Source organism: Mesorhizobium metallidurans STM 2683 (assembly GCF_000350085.1).
GTDB classification, from domain to species: domain Bacteria; phylum Pseudomonadota; class Alphaproteobacteria; order Rhizobiales; family Rhizobiaceae; genus Mesorhizobium; species Mesorhizobium metallidurans.
Genome location: NZ_CAUM01000145.1, coordinates 13,160 through 27,611 on the forward strand (window position 1 = coordinate 13,160; position 14,452 = coordinate 27,611).

At 62.1% G+C, this 14,452-nt stretch carries 13 protein-coding genes; 6 read left to right on the forward strand and 7 right to left on the reverse strand.

What is annotated here, in order from left to right; genetic code table 11:
- Window positions 1–29: 29 nt before the first annotated feature.
- The 3 genes from MESS2_RS25000 to MESS2_RS31505 all read left to right on the forward strand — a co-directional run bounded on the left by MESS2_RS25000 (window position 30) and on the right by MESS2_RS31505 (window position 2,987).
- Window positions 30–1,397 carry a hypothetical protein gene (locus MESS2_RS25000; protein WP_040594000.1) on the forward strand — a complete coding sequence of 456 codons (1,368 nt, stop codon included), beginning with the start codon at window positions 30–32 and terminating at the stop codon, window positions 1,395–1,397.
- A gap of 194 nt (window positions 1,398–1,591) precedes the next feature.
- Window positions 1,592–2,179, forward strand: a complete 588-nt coding sequence (locus tag MESS2_RS25005; protein WP_008877340.1) for a hypothetical protein — start codon at window positions 1,592–1,594, stop codon at window positions 2,177–2,179.
- 448 nt (window positions 2,180–2,627) lie between these two features.
- Complete coding sequence (locus tag MESS2_RS31505; RefSeq protein ID WP_008877342.1) at window positions 2,628–2,987, forward strand: helix-turn-helix transcriptional regulator; 360 nt, start codon at window positions 2,628–2,630, stop codon at window positions 2,985–2,987.
- Here the strand turns inward: MESS2_RS31505 and MESS2_RS25010 are convergent.
- The 5 genes from MESS2_RS25010 to MESS2_RS25030 all read right to left on the reverse strand — a co-directional run bounded on the left by MESS2_RS25010 (window position 2,968) and on the right by MESS2_RS25030 (window position 8,705).
- The gene (locus tag MESS2_RS25010; protein WP_040593992.1) at window positions 2,968–4,221 is read right to left on the reverse strand and encodes a tyrosine-type recombinase/integrase; all 1,254 of its coding nucleotides are present in this window, start codon (window positions 4,219–4,221) and stop codon (window positions 2,968–2,970) included. The two genes, MESS2_RS31505 and MESS2_RS25010, sit on opposite strands and share 20 nt — an antisense overlap.
- A 316-nt stretch (window positions 4,222–4,537) precedes the next feature.
- Window positions 4,538–6,100, reverse strand: coding sequence for a glutamine-hydrolyzing GMP synthase (guaA, locus tag MESS2_RS25015; protein WP_008877345.1), 1,563 nt, complete (start codon window positions 6,098–6,100; stop codon window positions 4,538–4,540).
- Between the two features lie 55 nt (window positions 6,101–6,155).
- Entirely contained in the window at window positions 6,156–6,821 is a 666-nt protein-coding gene (locus MESS2_RS25020; protein ID WP_008877346.1) for a 5'-methylthioadenosine/S-adenosylhomocysteine nucleosidase, read from the reverse strand.
- 4 nt (window positions 6,822–6,825) lie between these two features.
- Window positions 6,826–7,284, reverse strand: a complete 459-nt coding sequence (locus MESS2_RS25025; protein WP_040594002.1) for a PaaI family thioesterase — start codon at window positions 7,282–7,284, stop codon at window positions 6,826–6,828.
- A 131-nt stretch (window positions 7,285–7,415) separates the two neighbouring features.
- Window positions 7,416–8,705, reverse strand: a complete 1,290-nt coding sequence (locus MESS2_RS25030; RefSeq protein WP_008877348.1) for an RsmB/NOP family class I SAM-dependent RNA methyltransferase — start codon at window positions 8,703–8,705, stop codon at window positions 7,416–7,418.
- Window positions 8,706–8,972: 267 nt separating this feature from the next.
- Here MESS2_RS25030 and MESS2_RS25035 point away from each other — a divergent pair, with 267 nt between their 5' ends.
- Window positions 8,973–9,650, forward strand: coding sequence for an MIP family channel protein (locus tag MESS2_RS25035; protein ID WP_008877349.1), 678 nt, complete (start codon window positions 8,973–8,975; stop codon window positions 9,648–9,650).
- Between the two features lie 69 nt (window positions 9,651–9,719).
- On the opposite strand, the gene katG is transcribed toward MESS2_RS25035, so the two are convergent.
- Window positions 9,720–11,918, reverse strand: coding sequence for a catalase/peroxidase HPI (katG, locus tag MESS2_RS25040; protein WP_008877350.1), 2,199 nt, complete (start codon window positions 11,916–11,918; stop codon window positions 9,720–9,722).
- Window positions 11,919–12,048: 130 nt separating this feature from the next.
- On the opposite strand from katG, the gene MESS2_RS25045 reads away from it, so the two are divergent.
- Entirely contained in the window at window positions 12,049–12,957 is a 909-nt protein-coding gene (locus tag MESS2_RS25045) for a hydrogen peroxide-inducible genes activator (protein ID WP_008877351.1), read from the forward strand.
- 25 nt (window positions 12,958–12,982) lie between these two features.
- Here the strand turns inward: MESS2_RS25045 and MESS2_RS25050 are convergent, their stop codons facing one another.
- The gene (locus tag MESS2_RS25050) at window positions 12,983–13,423 is read right to left on the reverse strand and encodes a lipid-binding SYLF domain-containing protein (RefSeq protein ID WP_008877352.1); all 441 of its coding nucleotides are present in this window, start codon (window positions 13,421–13,423) and stop codon (window positions 12,983–12,985) included.
- A gap of 461 nt (window positions 13,424–13,884) precedes the next feature.
- Here MESS2_RS25050 and MESS2_RS25055 point away from each other — a divergent pair.
- The coding region (locus MESS2_RS25055) for an HlyD family secretion protein (RefSeq protein WP_157357841.1) at window positions 13,885–14,452 on the forward strand (568 nt) is incomplete at its 3' end.

Genomic DNA, 14,452 nt, shown 5'->3' on the forward strand with positions numbered 1-14,452 from the left:
CCAGGGGATGAGGCATGGGGGGGCGCGACGTGACCGAAAGACCAGACTTTCTTGTCAGAGGCGAGCGGGCCCGGCTTTTCCCGGTCCTCGCCGACACTTCCAAGGAAGGTCGGACTCTTTCGATCCTATTGGCCTGTTTGGAGACGGTAGAGGAGTTCGGAAAATCCCTTTTGGCCGATCTCGGCGTGAAGGCAGGAGGCCGAACCAAGATCGAAGCTTATACTGAAGTCGTCCTGAAAAAGGGCGGCGAGAAGACAGCCCGTCCGGATGGCCTCTTAGTCCTGAAAACAGGTGCCAAAAGCTGGACCGCGCTCGTGGAGGCGAAGGTCGGTAATTCCGAGCTGACTGTGGGACAGCTGGACAGCTATCTCGAAATCGCGAAAATGAACGGCATCGATGCGCTGATCACGATTTCGAACCAATTCGCGCCACTGCCTTCCCACCACCCGGTCCAGCTAAGCAACGCCTCTCTCAAGAAGGCGACGCTGCTCCACTGGTCGTGGATGTACGTACTCACCCAAGCGACGCTCCAGCTCGGAAACAGCGACATCGAGGACAAGGAACAGCGCGTCATCCTGAACGAGATGGTTCGCTTCCTCAGCCATCCCAGTGCGGGCGTTAAGAGCTTCGACCAGATGCCCGCTTCCTGGACCACGGTGGCAGGGACGATTCAGGCGGGCGGGACCGTATCCGCAAAATCGAATGACGCGCAGGAAGTGGTCGGTGCCTGGTATCAAGAAACACGTGATCTCTGCTTAATCTTGAGCAGGCAGCTTGGTGAAGAAGTAGACGTGAAGGTCCCTCGAATTCACGTCAGCGACCCCGTGTTGCGGCTGAAGACAGATGCGCAAGGTTTGGCCAGCGAAAACTGCCTTCGCGCCACTTTCGTCGTGCCCAACACGGCTGCCGCTATTGAAATCTCCGCGGATTTCCGAAAGCGATCGGTGTTTGCCTCTATGAGGGTCGCCGCGCCAACTGACCGAAAATCGACCAAGGCGCGACTGAACTGGCTTCTCAGGCAGCTGCAGAAATCCAAGCCGGACGGAATTCACATTCGGCTGTTCTGGCCAGGCCGCGGCCCCTTCACCCAACACCCGCTAACGGCGCTCAGGGACGGGCCGGAGGCTGCCGAAGGCAACGGAAAGGTGGTCACTTCGTTCGAGGTCGTCTTCGCGCGCGATCTCGGAGGCAGATTCGCCCAACGGAAGAACTTCATTATCGACCTCGAGCAGGCGATCCCCGATTTTTACGAACAGGTCGGACAGCACTTGAAGGCGTGGCAGCCGCAAGCGCCCAAGATCAAGGAAGACAGGCTTGATGCCACTGACGTAAGCACAGAAGCTCTCCGGGAGGAGGCCGAGGATGCGGTTGCGGATCGCAACGTTCCGGCCGAATGACGTCCGCCCTGAACTGGCGCTGATCGCACCGCGATGGAAGTCATCGCCTATCGGCGCGAGCCGGGAAGGTATTCGCGCTGTTGGCCTGCGAAAAGATTCCTTTGAACGCAGATCTGGAGTTACTGGCCGATACGGAAAGACGCAATTCGCCGCTAGGAAGCGCGGGCAAAGTTCGCTCCCTCACGGAGCAGTAAATGGCAACAGCAATTTTCTGGATTCGGACGTCAGCACGTGGGCAGGGCCGGTTATCACTTTCATTGAAGTGCCGATCTCCGAATCTGTTGGGGGACGGAATTCACCTGAGCGCAACGGACTTGGTCGGCCACCTGAACTGCCGCCATCTCACGAGCCTCGATTATGCTGTTGCGCGGGGCGCACTTGCCAAGCCCACTTCTTTCGATCCGTTCCTTGAAATTTTTGGGGAACGAGGCGCGATCCACGAGCAAGCCTATGTCGACAATCTGAAGGCTTGCGGTCTCGACACAGTGTGGATTGAAGGCGTCGACATCACTGCCTCAACTGCCGAGCAGACACTGAACGCGATGCGCGCGGGCCTACCGATCGTCGTCCAAGACGCGCTGAAGAACGGTCGGTGGAGCGGCCGGGCCGACATACTTCGCCGTGTTGAGATACCCTCCGGGCTTGGCAGTTGGTCCTACGAGATGTCGATACGAAACTTGCTCGCGAAACCAAAGGGGGACGGTCCTCCAGCTTTGCTTGTATTCCGATCTGCATTGCTGAGGGGTTGGCGGCAGTTGTCTCGAGGTGGTGATGTGCGCTGAAGATTCAGGAAAGTGGGGCACGTATGCCCCCCCGGAATCACCATCGGCAATGCAACATCCCACCCTGGTGAGACGAAGTAACAAATAGCGCTGATAGTCAGTGCCCTTTAGCGACAAAGGTCATACCAGAGCCCTCGCCTGTACACAAAGTACTCGTGCCAGGCTTTGTAGAAGGCGAGACTGGCGGTTTACGAACCTGATGTCCCACTGCAAGTTGCCGGGCTCGTCCATGTTCCAAGTGCGGATTTGGTACTTCTCGGGTTGAGGTACTCCTCCTTGCCGGGCAGGGCCTCAGCCTCGCATATCTCGAAGCCGACATAGTCCGTAGCGGAGCGCCTTTGAGTCTCCTCGTCCGTAGGAGAGGATATGTGGTCGCAATTGAGGGCTATACGAGACCTCGGGAAGTTGCGCGATTGTTGGCCAGCAAGGCAACCCACCGGTCACGCAAATGGTCAAACGGCAGCAGTCTTCCGAGCTCGATAAATTCAAGGGCATCGCAATTGGGCAGCCGGATCCACTTCCGGTTCTGCCACACATCGGGTCGCGTCGGGCAGTGCGAACTGTTCGCCGGTCGCAGCTGCGAGAAATCGTTCCGCTGTCGGATACGACTGTTTATGAGATGGAACAGCGAGGCGAGTTCCCACGACGCTTCAATCTCACTCCCCGCTGCGTTGTCTGGGACTTGGCAGAAGTCGAAGCCTGGATCGAGGAGCGGCGGAATGCGTCATCTGCCGGAAAAATCGAGACCAGCCCTGCTCCTGACGTAAGACTCCGAAAGACGCGACCCGTCAAGTCGGATCAAGGATAATCGCTGCCTCCGCAGGCGGCTGAAGTGTGGGCGTGTGCTTTTTGCCTGCCGCCCACGCATCGATCATGTCCGCCCATTCCTGCAGCATATGACGACGCTGCAGCTCATATTCAGCTCTGTTGTAGACACCTCGAGAGGACCGGCTGTCGTCGTGGGCAAGGCATTTCTCAATCCAGTCGCGATTAAATCCGATCTCGTTCAGGAGTGTTGAACCGGTGCGCCGAAGGTCGTGCACCGTGAATTGCGCGAGCGGAAAGTCTTGCTTCTTTGCCCGGTCGACAATCGCCGCGGTTACCCGATTGAAGGTCGCGCGCGACATGGGCTCATCGGCATCGTAGCGGGACGGCAGCACATATCGGGAGTTCGCCGCGCAAGTCTTGAGCGCGATCATGATGTCGAGGGACTGGCGTGACAGGTAGACGTTATGCGGCTTCTTCCGTTTCATTCGCTCTTTTGGGATGCCCCAGACGGCGTTCTGGAAATCGACCTCGTCCCAAGTCGCCTCGAGTAGTTCACTCTTCCGGACCATCGTGAGCAGGATGAACTTTAGGCCGAGCCGAATGGTCGGCAACGTCGGCACGCTTTCCAACTCTTTCAGCATTATCCGGATTTCTGCAGGCGACAGAGCACGGTCTTTGGCCTCGAACGTGGCAATTGAGGCCGGTCCCACCTCGTCCGCGGGGTTGGCGATCTTCTCCCCGTGCAGAATGGCAAAGCTATATATCTGCTTCACGATATCGCGGACATGAACAGCGGTTGCCGGCGCACCACGGTCCTTCACCTTTGCGCAGAGCGCCCGCAAGTCGTCAGGTGTTATCTCGGTTAGTTGTCTTCTCTCCCAAATCGGCAAAATGTCGCGATCGAAAATGGCCTCGCGCATCGAGCGGGTGCTATCCGCCATCTTGGCTTCCTTGAACCAGCGCTTGCCTTGATCCCCGAAACTCGCCGTGGCCGACAGGCGCCGCTTTTCGCGCTGCTTTTCATGCGCCGGCGACTTTCCGGCTGCCACCATTTTTCGCGCGGCAAGGCAGCGGTCGCGCGCCTCTGCCAGCGTGAGGCCTCCCTCCCCATATCGGCCCAGCGTCACAGTCTCTCTCCGACCATTCGTCCGGTAGTCGTACCGAAACGCAATCTGCCCAGTCGGAGACACCGCCGCGTACATACCGTCACGGTCGGCAACTTTGTACATTTTGTCTTTTGGTTTCAGCCGCTTAAGGGCAATATCTGTTAACATAATGACAGAGGATCGGATCACAACTTGGGTTCTCGGACGCCAATTTTACCGTCATTGATTTTACCGTCAACTGTTAGAAACAATCCTTGTATTTCAATGTTTTGATGGGCAATAAGTGAGTTCGCTTGCAATCGGCGGGACGACGGCATTGCATGGCATGAAAAAGAACGCAGAAACGCATGCCGTCAAATTTACCGCCAAATGATTCCGCTTCGAAGCGATAGATGGCGATAGATGGAGTAAGGAAAACAAAATAATTTCATAGGCTTATACAACTCTGATCGATAGTTACCGAAAGCTCGCTAATGATGCACCTTTATTCCCACTCGATGGTGCCGGGCGGCTTGCTCGTCACGTCGTAGACGACACGGTTGATGCCGCGCACCTCGTTGATGATGCGCGTGGCGGCGGCACCGAGGAACGCCATGTCGTAGTGGTAGAAATCGGCGGTCATGCCGTCGACCGAGGTGACGGCGCGCAGCGCGCAGACGAATTCATAGGTGCGGCCGTCGCCCATCACGCCGACGGTCTGCACCGGCAACAGCACGGCGAAGGCCTGCCAGATGGCGTCGTAGAGGCCGGCCTTGCGGATCTCGTCGAGATAGATGGCGTCGGCCTCGCGCAGGATCTCCAGCTTTTCGCGGGTGATGCCGCCCGGGCAGCGGATGGCGAGGCCGGGGCCGGGAAACGGATGCCGGCCGATGAAACTGTCGGGCAGTCCGAGCTCCTTGCCGAGCGCCCTGACCTCGTCCTTGAACAGTTCGCGCAACGGCTCGACCAGCTGCATGTTCATGCGCTCGGGCAGACCGCCGACATTGTGGTGCGACTTGATGGTCACCGACGGGCCGCCGGTGAAGGAGACGCTTTCGATGACGTCGGGATAGAGCGTGCCCTGCGCCAGGAAATCGGCGCCGCCGAGTTTTTTGGCCTCGTCCTCGAACACCTCGATGAACAGCCGGCCGATGGTCTTGCGCTTCTTCTCCGGGTCGGCCTCGCCTTCCAGCGCCGAGATGAAGCGGTCCGAGGCGTCGACTAGGATCAGTGGCAGATTGTAATGCTGGCGGAACATCGCCACCACGCCCGCCGCCTCGTCCTTGCGCATCAGGCCATGGTCGACGAGGATACAGGTGAGCTGATCGCCGACCGCCTCGTGGATCAGCAGTGCCGCGACCGAGGAATCGACGCCGCCCGACAGCGCGCAGATCACCTTGCCCTTGCCGACCTGCTTGCGGATCGTCTCGACGGCGTGCTCGCGGTAGGCGCGCATTGTCCAGTCGCCCTCGATGCCGGCGATGTTATGGACGAAATTCCTGAGCAGTCTTGCCCCGTCGGGCGTGTGCACCACCTCGGGGTGGAACATGATGCCGTACATCTTGCGCTCGACATTGCCGAAGATGGCGAAGGGCGAGCCTTCCGATTTGCCGAGCACCTCGAATCCCCTGGGCAAGGAGATGACGCGGTCGCCATGGCTCATCCACACCTGATGGCGCTGGCCGGGCGCCCACAGGCCCTCGAACAGCGGACTGTCCTTCTCGATCTCGACGAAGGCGCGGCCGAATTCGCGATGGTCCGAACTTTCGGCGACACCGCCCATCTGCACGCACATGGCCATCTGGCCATAGCAGATGCCGAGCACCGGCACGCCGGCGTCGAAGACGATCTGCGGTGCGCGCGGGCTGCCGATGTCCGACGTCGAGGCCGGGCCGCCTGACAGGATCACCGCCTTCGGATCGATGCGCTTGAAGGCCGCTTCGGCCGACTGGAAGGGCACGATCTCGGAAAAGACGCCGGCCTCGCGGATGCGCCTGGCGATGAGCTGTGTGAACTGGCTGCCGAAATCGACAATCAGGACGGTGTCAGGGTGATTGGCTGTCTTCATGGCGAGCGTTTAGAGAAAGAAATGAGTCGGCGCAATGGGTTGCGAGACGTCTCTCTCAATCCGATTCCACATCTTCACGCGATGAATCAAATTGCAGCGCGCCCGATCCGATCGCCTGGTCGAGCCGCATGACGGCATCCGCCAGCTTCTCGTCGATGACGTGGAGATATTCCTTCCAGTCGCCGACATGCCTGAGATCGGCAGCGCCGTCGGAAATGCCGCGCAGCCCGACGAGCGGCAGGCCGAACAATTGACAGGCGCGCAAACAGGCAAAGGTCTCCATGTCGACCATGTCCGCGGCGATCGCGTCGTAGGCGTCCCCGGAAATGATCGCGCCGCCGGTCGACAGCGTCGCCTCCCTGATGCCTGGAATCCTGAACGGCAGCGGCACGGTCGCCGGCAGGTCGAGAAACGGCGTCGCACCCTTCTCGAAGCCCAATGGCGAGGCGTCGATGTCGCGATAGGCGACCGAAACGGCCTGGTAGACTTCTGTCTGTTCGAGCCTGCGGCTGCCCGCCGAACCGAGCGATACGACGAGGTCCGGCAGCGCCTTTTCGGACTTCAGCCAGGACAGTTCCGCGCCGAGCCTGACAGCCGCCTCGACCGGCCCCACTCCTGTCATCACCGGCGTGAACAGCCGCTTGAGATGCGGACCGTATTCGGCCTCGGCGGCCATCACGAAGAGGACATCCCTGCCCGCGATCCGGACGGCGCTGCTCATCGGCTCACCCTTCGATCCCGTCGCGCCCAACCACAGTCATCATCGTTCCGGTCATGGTGGCGATCAGCTTGGCCTCGCCGTCGGCGGCAAAGGCATAGGCCTGGCCGTCGGCGACGATGATGGTGCGGCCGGGCTTCGTCACCGAGCCGCGGAACAGGAAGCGTTCGCCCCGGCCCGGCGCCAGCAGATTGACCTTGAACTCGATGGTCAGCACGCTGGAACTCTCCGGCATCAGCGAGAACGCCGCGTAGCCGCAGGCCGAATCCAGCGCCGTCGAAATGACGCCGGCATGGAGGAAGCCGTGCTGCTGGGTGAGCGCCGCCGAGTAGGGCATCTCGATCTCGATGATGCCGGGCGTCACCAGCGTCAGTTCGGCACCGATCGTCGTCATGGCCCTCTGGCGCGCGAAGGACGTCCTGACGCGGTCCTCGTAGTCGGGGGCGGGCACGATCTTTGCTGCCATGGCCATTGCCTTCACACCTCAGGCACATCTCAGGGAAAGCTTATTGCAGAGGCGTGGGCGACAGGCAATCGCTTTTGCTGCGCTGCAGCAATTCCATCCTGGCGCGCCCGGTTTTCGTTTGCCGGCGACGCTCAGCCGGCCTTGCGCAGCGCACAGACATAGAACCCGTCGGTACCGCTGAGCAGCGGCGACAGCGAGATGCCGCCCGCGGCGCCAATGCGCGCGGCAGCCGCATGGCCGGGAAAGCGGCCGTCCCAAAGCTCCCGGTGGTCGACCGGAACAAAGCCGTCATGGCGCTCCCGGAAGGCCGCGGCCTGATCGCCATTCTCCTCGTCGAAGACCGAGCAGGTGATGTAGACAAGCAGGCCGCCAGGTTTGACGAAGGCCAGGGCATCGTCGAGGATCGCCGATTGCTCGGCCTTGCGGGCATCGAGCTGTCTTTGCGTCAGCCGCCATTTGGCATCGGGCCGGCGCCGCCAGGTGCCGCTGCCGGTGCAAGGCGCATCGACCAGGACGATGTCCATGTGGTTCTCGAGGGGGGCGAGTTCCGCCGGCCTGCTGACGATCTGCACATTGCGGTTTTCCGAGCGGCGAATGCGGTCGAAGATCGGCGCCAGCCGCGCCTTCTCGGCGTCATGCGCAAAGACCTGGCCTTTATTGCCCATCGCCGCCGACAGCGCCAGCGTCTTGCCGCCGGCGCCGGCGCAAAAATCGAGAACCTGCATGCCGGCCTCGGCGCCGGCAAGCGCCGCCACTATCTGCGAGCCCTCGTCCTGGACCTCGAACCAGCCTTTCTGGAAGGCCGGTTCGGCCTGCACGTTCGGGTGCCGGCCATCGCCGTCGATCGGCGGGATACGGATGCCGTGCGGCGCGATGTCGGCGGCTTTCGCGCCGGTCTGCATCAGTTCCGCCAGCACCTTGGCGCGATCGGCCTGCAGCGTGTTGACCCTGATGTCCAGTGGCGGACGGGTGGCGAGTGCCGCGCCCTCGCCGATCCAGCCCGCGCCGAAGGCGCTTTCGAAAAGCGGTTCGCACCAATCGGGGATATCGGCCCGCACTGCAGCCGGCGCATCGGCAAGCCGGCGATCGGCGACTGTTTTCAATTCATCGCCGCTCAGCAAGGGCGGCGCGAACTTGTCGCCGTCGAGCGCCCCGTTCAGCGACTGCGCCGTCTGGTCCCATTCGAGCAGCAGCGCGCCGAAGCCGATGGCGCGCGGCGTATCCTCGCCGAGCAGCCAGCCGGCGGAACGCTTGCGGCGCAGCGCGTCATAGACAATGTTGCCGATCGCCGCGCGGTCGCCGCCGCCGGCGAAGCGGTGCGACAGGCCCCAGTCCCTCAGCGCGTCGGCCACCGGCCGGTGGCGCCGGCTAATGTCCTCCAGCACTTCGATGGCCGCCGCCAGCCGTCCTCCCAATCGCATTTTCTTGTTCCGTTGTTTGGCCGTGCCGGCAAATTGCGTTCGGCCCTGCTCTATCGCATCGGCCCGGAAATCGGAACGATTTTCGGAAAAGCACGATGCGCGGATTCAAGGCGCTGAAGCGCGCTCTACAGTGCGCGACTGGAGTGCACAAGCGCGCCGGCTGGCGCAATGCTCGTGCTTTCAAACTTTTCAGGTTGCGATACTCTTCCGCTGCGTGATTCGCCAAGAACAGCGAGCGGATCGACGGGAAAATACGAGGAGAGGGCAATGAAGACTTATCTGGCGGAAGTTCTGGGTACATTTCTACTGGTGTTCATCGGCACCGCTTCGGTGGTGACGGGCGGCTTCGGCGGCGCGCTACCGCTTGGCCAGGAAGGCATCGGTCTGGCGTTCGGCATCGGCCTTATCGCGGCGGCCTATGCGATCGGTCCGATCTCGGGCGCGCATCTCAATCCGGCGGTGACGCTCGGCGTGTTCCTTGCCGGCCGGATGCCGGCCAAGGACGTCGTTCCCTACTGGATCGCGCAGGTCATCGGCGCCATCATTGCGTCGCTGGCGCTGTGGATCATCGTTTCCGGCCAGGTCGGCGGACACACTGGCGGCTTTGGCGCAAATGGCTGGGATACAACGAAATGGGGCGTCAGCTCGGCGTTCCTGTGGGAGCTGATCGGGACCTTCACCTTCGTGACGGTGATCCTCGGCGTCACCAGCGCCAAGCACACGACCGCTTTCGCCGGCCTCGTCATCGGTCTGACGCTGGCCGGGCTGCATTTCGCTATCATCCCGGTCACCGGCACGTCGCTCAACCCGGCCCGCTCGATCGGCCCGGCGCTGTTTTCGGGAACTGCCGCGCTCAGCCAGCTTTGGCTGTTCATCGTCGCACCGCTGATCGGTGGCGCCATCGCCGGCGTCGTCGCCAAGGCCGGTATTTTCGAGAAGGACTGATTTTCGAAGCCTGAATACAAAAAAGCGCGGGGGCCGTGGCCCGCGCCTTTTTATTGCGCCGAGAAATCCTTACGCCGCGAGATCGAAGCGGTCGAGGTTCATCACCTTGGTCCATGCCTTGACGAAATCCTTGACGAATTTCTCCTTGGCGTCGGCCGAGCCATAGACTTCGGCCAGCGCGCGCAACTGCGCGTGCGAGCCGAAGATCAGGTCGGCGCGGGTGCCGGTCCACTTGACCGCCTTGGTTTTGCGGTCGCGCGCTTCGTAGATTTCATCGGAACCCGCGGCCGGATCCCAGATCGCGCTCATGCCGAGCAGGTTGACGAAGAAGTCATTGGTCAGCGTGCCGGGCCTATCGGTGAAGACGCCGTGCTTCGAGCCGCCGGTGTTGGCGCCGAGCACACGCAGACCACCGACAAGCACAGTCATTTCCGGTGCCGTAAGCGTCAGCAATTGCGCCCGGTCGACCAGCATTGCCTCGACCGACATGGGCAGCTTGCCCCTGGCATAATTGCGGAAGCCGTCGGCGGCCGGCTCGAGCGCGGCGAAGGACTGGACGTCCGTCTGCTCCTGCGAAGCGTCCATGCGGCCCGGCGTAAACGGCACGTTCACCTCATGGCCGCCGTCCCTGGCGGCGTTCTCGACCGCGGCGGCACCGCCGAGCACAATCAGGTCGGCCAGAGAGACCTTCTTGTCGCCCGCCTGCGCGGCGTTGAACTCCTTCTGGATCGCTTCGAGCTTGCCGAGCACCTTCGCCAATTCAGCCGGCTGGTTGACCTCCCAGTCCTTCTGCGGCGCAAGGCGGACGCGGCCGCCATTGGCGCCGCCACGCTTGTCGGAGCCGCGGAAAGTCGAGGCAGAGGCCCAGGCGGTCGAAACCAGTTCGGCAACCGACAGGCCGGACGCCAGGATCTTCGCCTTCAGCAAGGCGATATCCTGCTCACTGACCAGTTCATGGTCGATCGCCGGGATCGGATCCTGCCAGATCAGCTCTTCCTTCGGCACGAGCGGGCCGAGATAGCGCACGACCGGACCCATGTCGCGATGGGTGAGCTTGAACCAGGCGCGGGCGAAAGCGTCGGCGAACTGGTCGGGATGCTCATGGAAACGCCGCGAAATCTTCTCGTAGGCCGGATCGACGCGCAGAGCGAGGTCGGTGGTGAGCATCGCCGGCGCATGGTGCTTCGACGGATTGTGCGCATCCGGCACGGTGCCGGCACCAGCGCCGCCCTTCGGCGTCCACTGATGGGCACCGGCCGGGCTCTTGGTCAATTCCCATTCATAGTCGAACAGATTGTCGAAGAAGTTGTTGCTCCATTTGGTCGGCGTCGCGGTCCAGGTCACTTCGAGGCCCGAGGTAATCGCGTCGCCGGCAATGCCGGAGGCATGCTTGCTCGACCAGCCGAGGCCCTGCGCCTCGATCCCCGCACCTTCCGGCTCCGCGCCCACCAGCGAGGCATCGCCAGCGCCGTGCGTCTTGCCGAAGGTGTGGCCGCCGGCGATCAGCGCGACGGTCTCTTCGTCGTTCATCGCCATGCGGCGGAACGTCTCGCGGATGTCGCGGGCGGCGGCGAGCGGATCGGGCTTGCCGTTCGGTCCTTCCGGATTGACGTAGATCAGGCCCATCTGCACGGCGCCAAGGTGGCCGCGCAACTCGCGGTCACCGGAGTAGCGCTCGTCGTCGAGCCATTTCGTTTCCGAACCCCAGTCCACGTCCTGCTCGGGCTCCCAGACGTCGGCGCGGCCGCCGGCAAAGCCGAAGGTCTTGAAGCCCATCGACTCCAGCGCGACGTTGCCGGTGAGGATCAGCAGGTCGGCCCAGGAAATCTTGCGGCCGTATTTCTGCTTGACCGGCCACAAGAGCCGACGCGCCTTGTCGAGATTGGCGTTGTCCGGCCAGCTGTTCAGCGGCGCGAAACGCTGCTGTCCGGCTCCGGCGCCGCCGCGGCCGTCGCCGATGCGATAAGTGCCGGCGCTGTGCCAGGCCATGCGGATGAACAGCGGCCCGTAATGGCCGAAATCGGCCGGCCACCATTCCTGCGAATCCGTCATCACATGACGCAGGTCCTTGATCACCGCATCGAGATCGAGGCTCTGGAATTCCTTGGCGTAGTCGAAATCCTCACCCATCGGGTCCGAGAGGTTCGACTGCTGGTGCAGAACGCCGAGGTCGAGCTGGTTCGGCCACCAGTCTCGGTTGGTCCTGCCTGCCGATCCATGCGCGACCGGGCATTTGCCAGCGCTGTTGTCGTCGGTTTTCGCGTCCATCCTACTCTCCAATTTTGCCGAGTTTTCCGGGCAGGCCCAGCGGCCGCACCATTCTGGAATGATTCCAGACTAGGCCGTATCGCCGATAAAAACAAATTGCCTTTCCTGTTTTTTCCGATAGGTTTTTCTTATGATAGGGCTCACCGTCCGACAGATGCAATATTTCGAGGCGCTGGCGCAGGCGCTGCATTTCGGCCGCGCCGCAAAGCTTGCCGGTGTCAGCCAGCCGGCGCTGTCCTCGCAGATCGCCGAGATGGAGCAGCGGCTGAACTGCCGGCTGTTCGAGCGCGGCGGCAAGCTGGTGCGGATGACCGATGAGGCGCTGGCCCTGCAGCCTCGCATCGAGCGCATTCTCGCCGATATCCGTGACGTCGAGACGACCGCCCGGCGCGGCCGCCCGGCCATGGAAGGGCGCTTCCGGCTGGGCATCATCCCAACGGTCGCGCCATATCTGTTGCCGCATGCGCTGCCGGAACTGAAGCGGCATTTCCCGGCCTTGCAGCTTGAACTGCGCGAAGCGGTGACCGCCTCGCTCATCGAGGACAGCGCGTCGGGCAGGCTCGACGCCTTCATCGCCGCCCTGCCCCTCAATCAACCCGGCCTGGTCAGCGAAGAACTGTTCTGCGACCGGTTCTTCCTGGCCGTGCCGGCCGGCGATCCCGCCTTCGCCTCGCCGCCGGTGCCGCCGGAAAGCCCGGCGCTGGAAAGGCTGATGCTGTTGGAGGAAGGCCACTGCCTGCGCGAACAGGCGCTCGCCGTCTGCGGCAGCGTGCGGCCGGTGGCGATGGCAAGCTACGGCGCCACCAGCCTGACGACGCTCTTACAGATGGTGGCGCACGGGCTCGGCGTCACGCTGATCCCGGAAATGGCAACAAGGCCGGCCAGCGTCATGCCGGATCTCAAGATCGTGCCGTTCAAGGAGCCGATGCCGCAACGCACGATCTGTCTCGCATGGCGACGCAACAAGGCGCGGCACGACGAGTGTGTGGAACTGGCGAAGATCATTCGCGGGTTGGACGCGGCGGTGCTGGCGGCGTGAGGCGTCGACGGACCCATTTCGGCTCTTACTTCAGCGAGATGCTCATACCGCTGAGATCTGCGTTGACTTGCAGGCCCACCTGTCTGCCTGAGAGTTCGAGTTGAGCGCCTTTGTCATTGGTCATGACGATCACCTGGGCCCCTTTGCCAAGCGCGCCGCCACCGCCCGCCGCACCGTACACCCCGGTCACATCCCGGGCGCGCCGAATGTTGCGCACAGTGCCTCGGAAATAGGTTTTGGAGGCCCCGAAGGCGAGGCCGCCCGAGATGCCGCCGACCGAAATGGGATATCGGCGGCCATGGAAGGTCAGCGTGCCCTCGCCACCGGAGCCGCCGATGAAGAAGGCTGCCTTATAGACGGCGAAGCGGATGGTGCCGCTGTCGGCATACGCAGCGCTGGCAAAGCCAACTCCCGCGGCGGCGATAACGCCAACCGCGACGGAACGAAATCTGGACGAAATCTTCATGATGAGAACTCCTTGGGATTGCCGCTTCCCCAGCCGGCCGGGCACGTCAGCGTCGTATCAAAATCATAGCTGAACAGTCTCGCCCGTCATTGGTTCCAAGCACGCGGCCTGAATCCGGCTGCCTGACCTTCGGCGGGCACCCCGACGATGTCCGTGAGGATGAGACACAGCAGTCTGTGGCATTCAGCACACAGCCTTTCGGGAGAACGAAATTTTCGTTCGTTCGAATGACGAAAATCAGGAAATAGGAGATAGCCTCTAGGTGCGCCGCGGCGTGCAGTAATGGAGAATACACTGGCGGTGAGGGCCGCGGTCAGCGAGGTTCAGGAATGAGTCATGTGCAGAGTCCCAGGTCAAAATGTCTCCGCTGTGACTTCACCTTTATTAAATCGCGTCCGTTGATCTTACTTCACGGGATATGTGACAGGGGGCGTAACGCTCTGCTGTCTCTTGTTTCGTTAGTGCTCATTCTGCTGTTGGCATCTCCGGCAAACAGTCAGTCGGCGCCCGAAGCGTCAGCGGTTGCCACAGCGAACGACAGCCCGTCGGTCGTTTCGGACCACACCGATATCGAGAAAGAATCGGGCAGGGTGCGAACTGGCGCGATCGGATCCGAGAAAGGCTCAGACCGCGAGCTGGCCGCAGCACGAACGGAGCTGGCCAGGCAGGCAGAGGCTCTGGAAGCGCAGCAGCGAACAAACGAGGCGCTCGCGCAGAGTCTGGAGACGGCGCAGCGTGTTATCGAAAATCTGAAGACGGCAGCCAGTCTCTGGGACAGCGCGCAAGCCGCCATGCCCAAAGCGCAACCCTCAATGGAAGCCTCTCAGGCTTCCGCGAAGCAAGCGCTTGATAACGAGCGCCAGAAGGTCGAGGTCCTGCAACAGGAACTCACCACCGCGCGTCAAACTATCGATGCCCTCAAGAAAGGCGCAAATCAGGAAGCCGCTCAGGCTTCCGCGAAGCAAGCGCTCGAGCGCCAGAAGGTTGTGTCCCTCGAACGGGAACTCACCACGGCGCGTCAAACCATCG

Bases quoted from the DNA above. Each gene is read 5' to 3' on its own strand.
- MESS2_RS25010 (WP_040593992.1), bottom strand. From the start codon at position 4,221: ATGTTAACAGATATTGCCCTTAAGCGGCTGAAACCAAAAGACAAAATG.
- MESS2_RS25035 (WP_008877349.1), top strand. From the start codon at position 8,973: ATGAAGACTTATCTGGCGGAAGTTCTGGGTACATTTCTACTGGTGTTC.
- MESS2_RS31505 (WP_008877342.1), top strand. From the start codon at position 2,628: ATGGTCAAACGGCAGCAGTCTTCCGAGCTCGATAAATTCAAGGGCATC.
- MESS2_RS25005 (WP_008877340.1), top strand. From the start codon at position 1,592: ATGGCAACAGCAATTTTCTGGATTCGGACGTCAGCACGTGGGCAGGGC.
- MESS2_RS25030 (WP_008877348.1), bottom strand. From the start codon at position 8,705: ATGCGATTGGGAGGACGGCTGGCGGCGGCCATCGAAGTGCTGGAGGAC.
- MESS2_RS25050 (WP_008877352.1), bottom strand. From the start codon at position 13,423: ATGAAGATTTCGTCCAGATTTCGTTCCGTCGCGGTTGGCGTTATCGCC.
- MESS2_RS25020 (WP_008877346.1), bottom strand. From the start codon at position 6,821: ATGAGCAGCGCCGTCCGGATCGCGGGCAGGGATGTCCTCTTCGTGATG.
- MESS2_RS25025 (WP_040594002.1), bottom strand. From the start codon at position 7,284: ATGGCAGCAAAGATCGTGCCCGCCCCCGACTACGAGGACCGCGTCAGG.
- guaA (WP_008877345.1), bottom strand. From the start codon at position 6,100: ATGAAGACAGCCAATCACCCTGACACCGTCCTGATTGTCGATTTCGGC.
- katG (WP_008877350.1), bottom strand. From the start codon at position 11,918: ATGGACGCGAAAACCGACGACAACAGCGCTGGCAAATGCCCGGTCGCG.
- MESS2_RS25045 (WP_008877351.1), top strand. From the start codon at position 12,049: ATGATAGGGCTCACCGTCCGACAGATGCAATATTTCGAGGCGCTGGCG.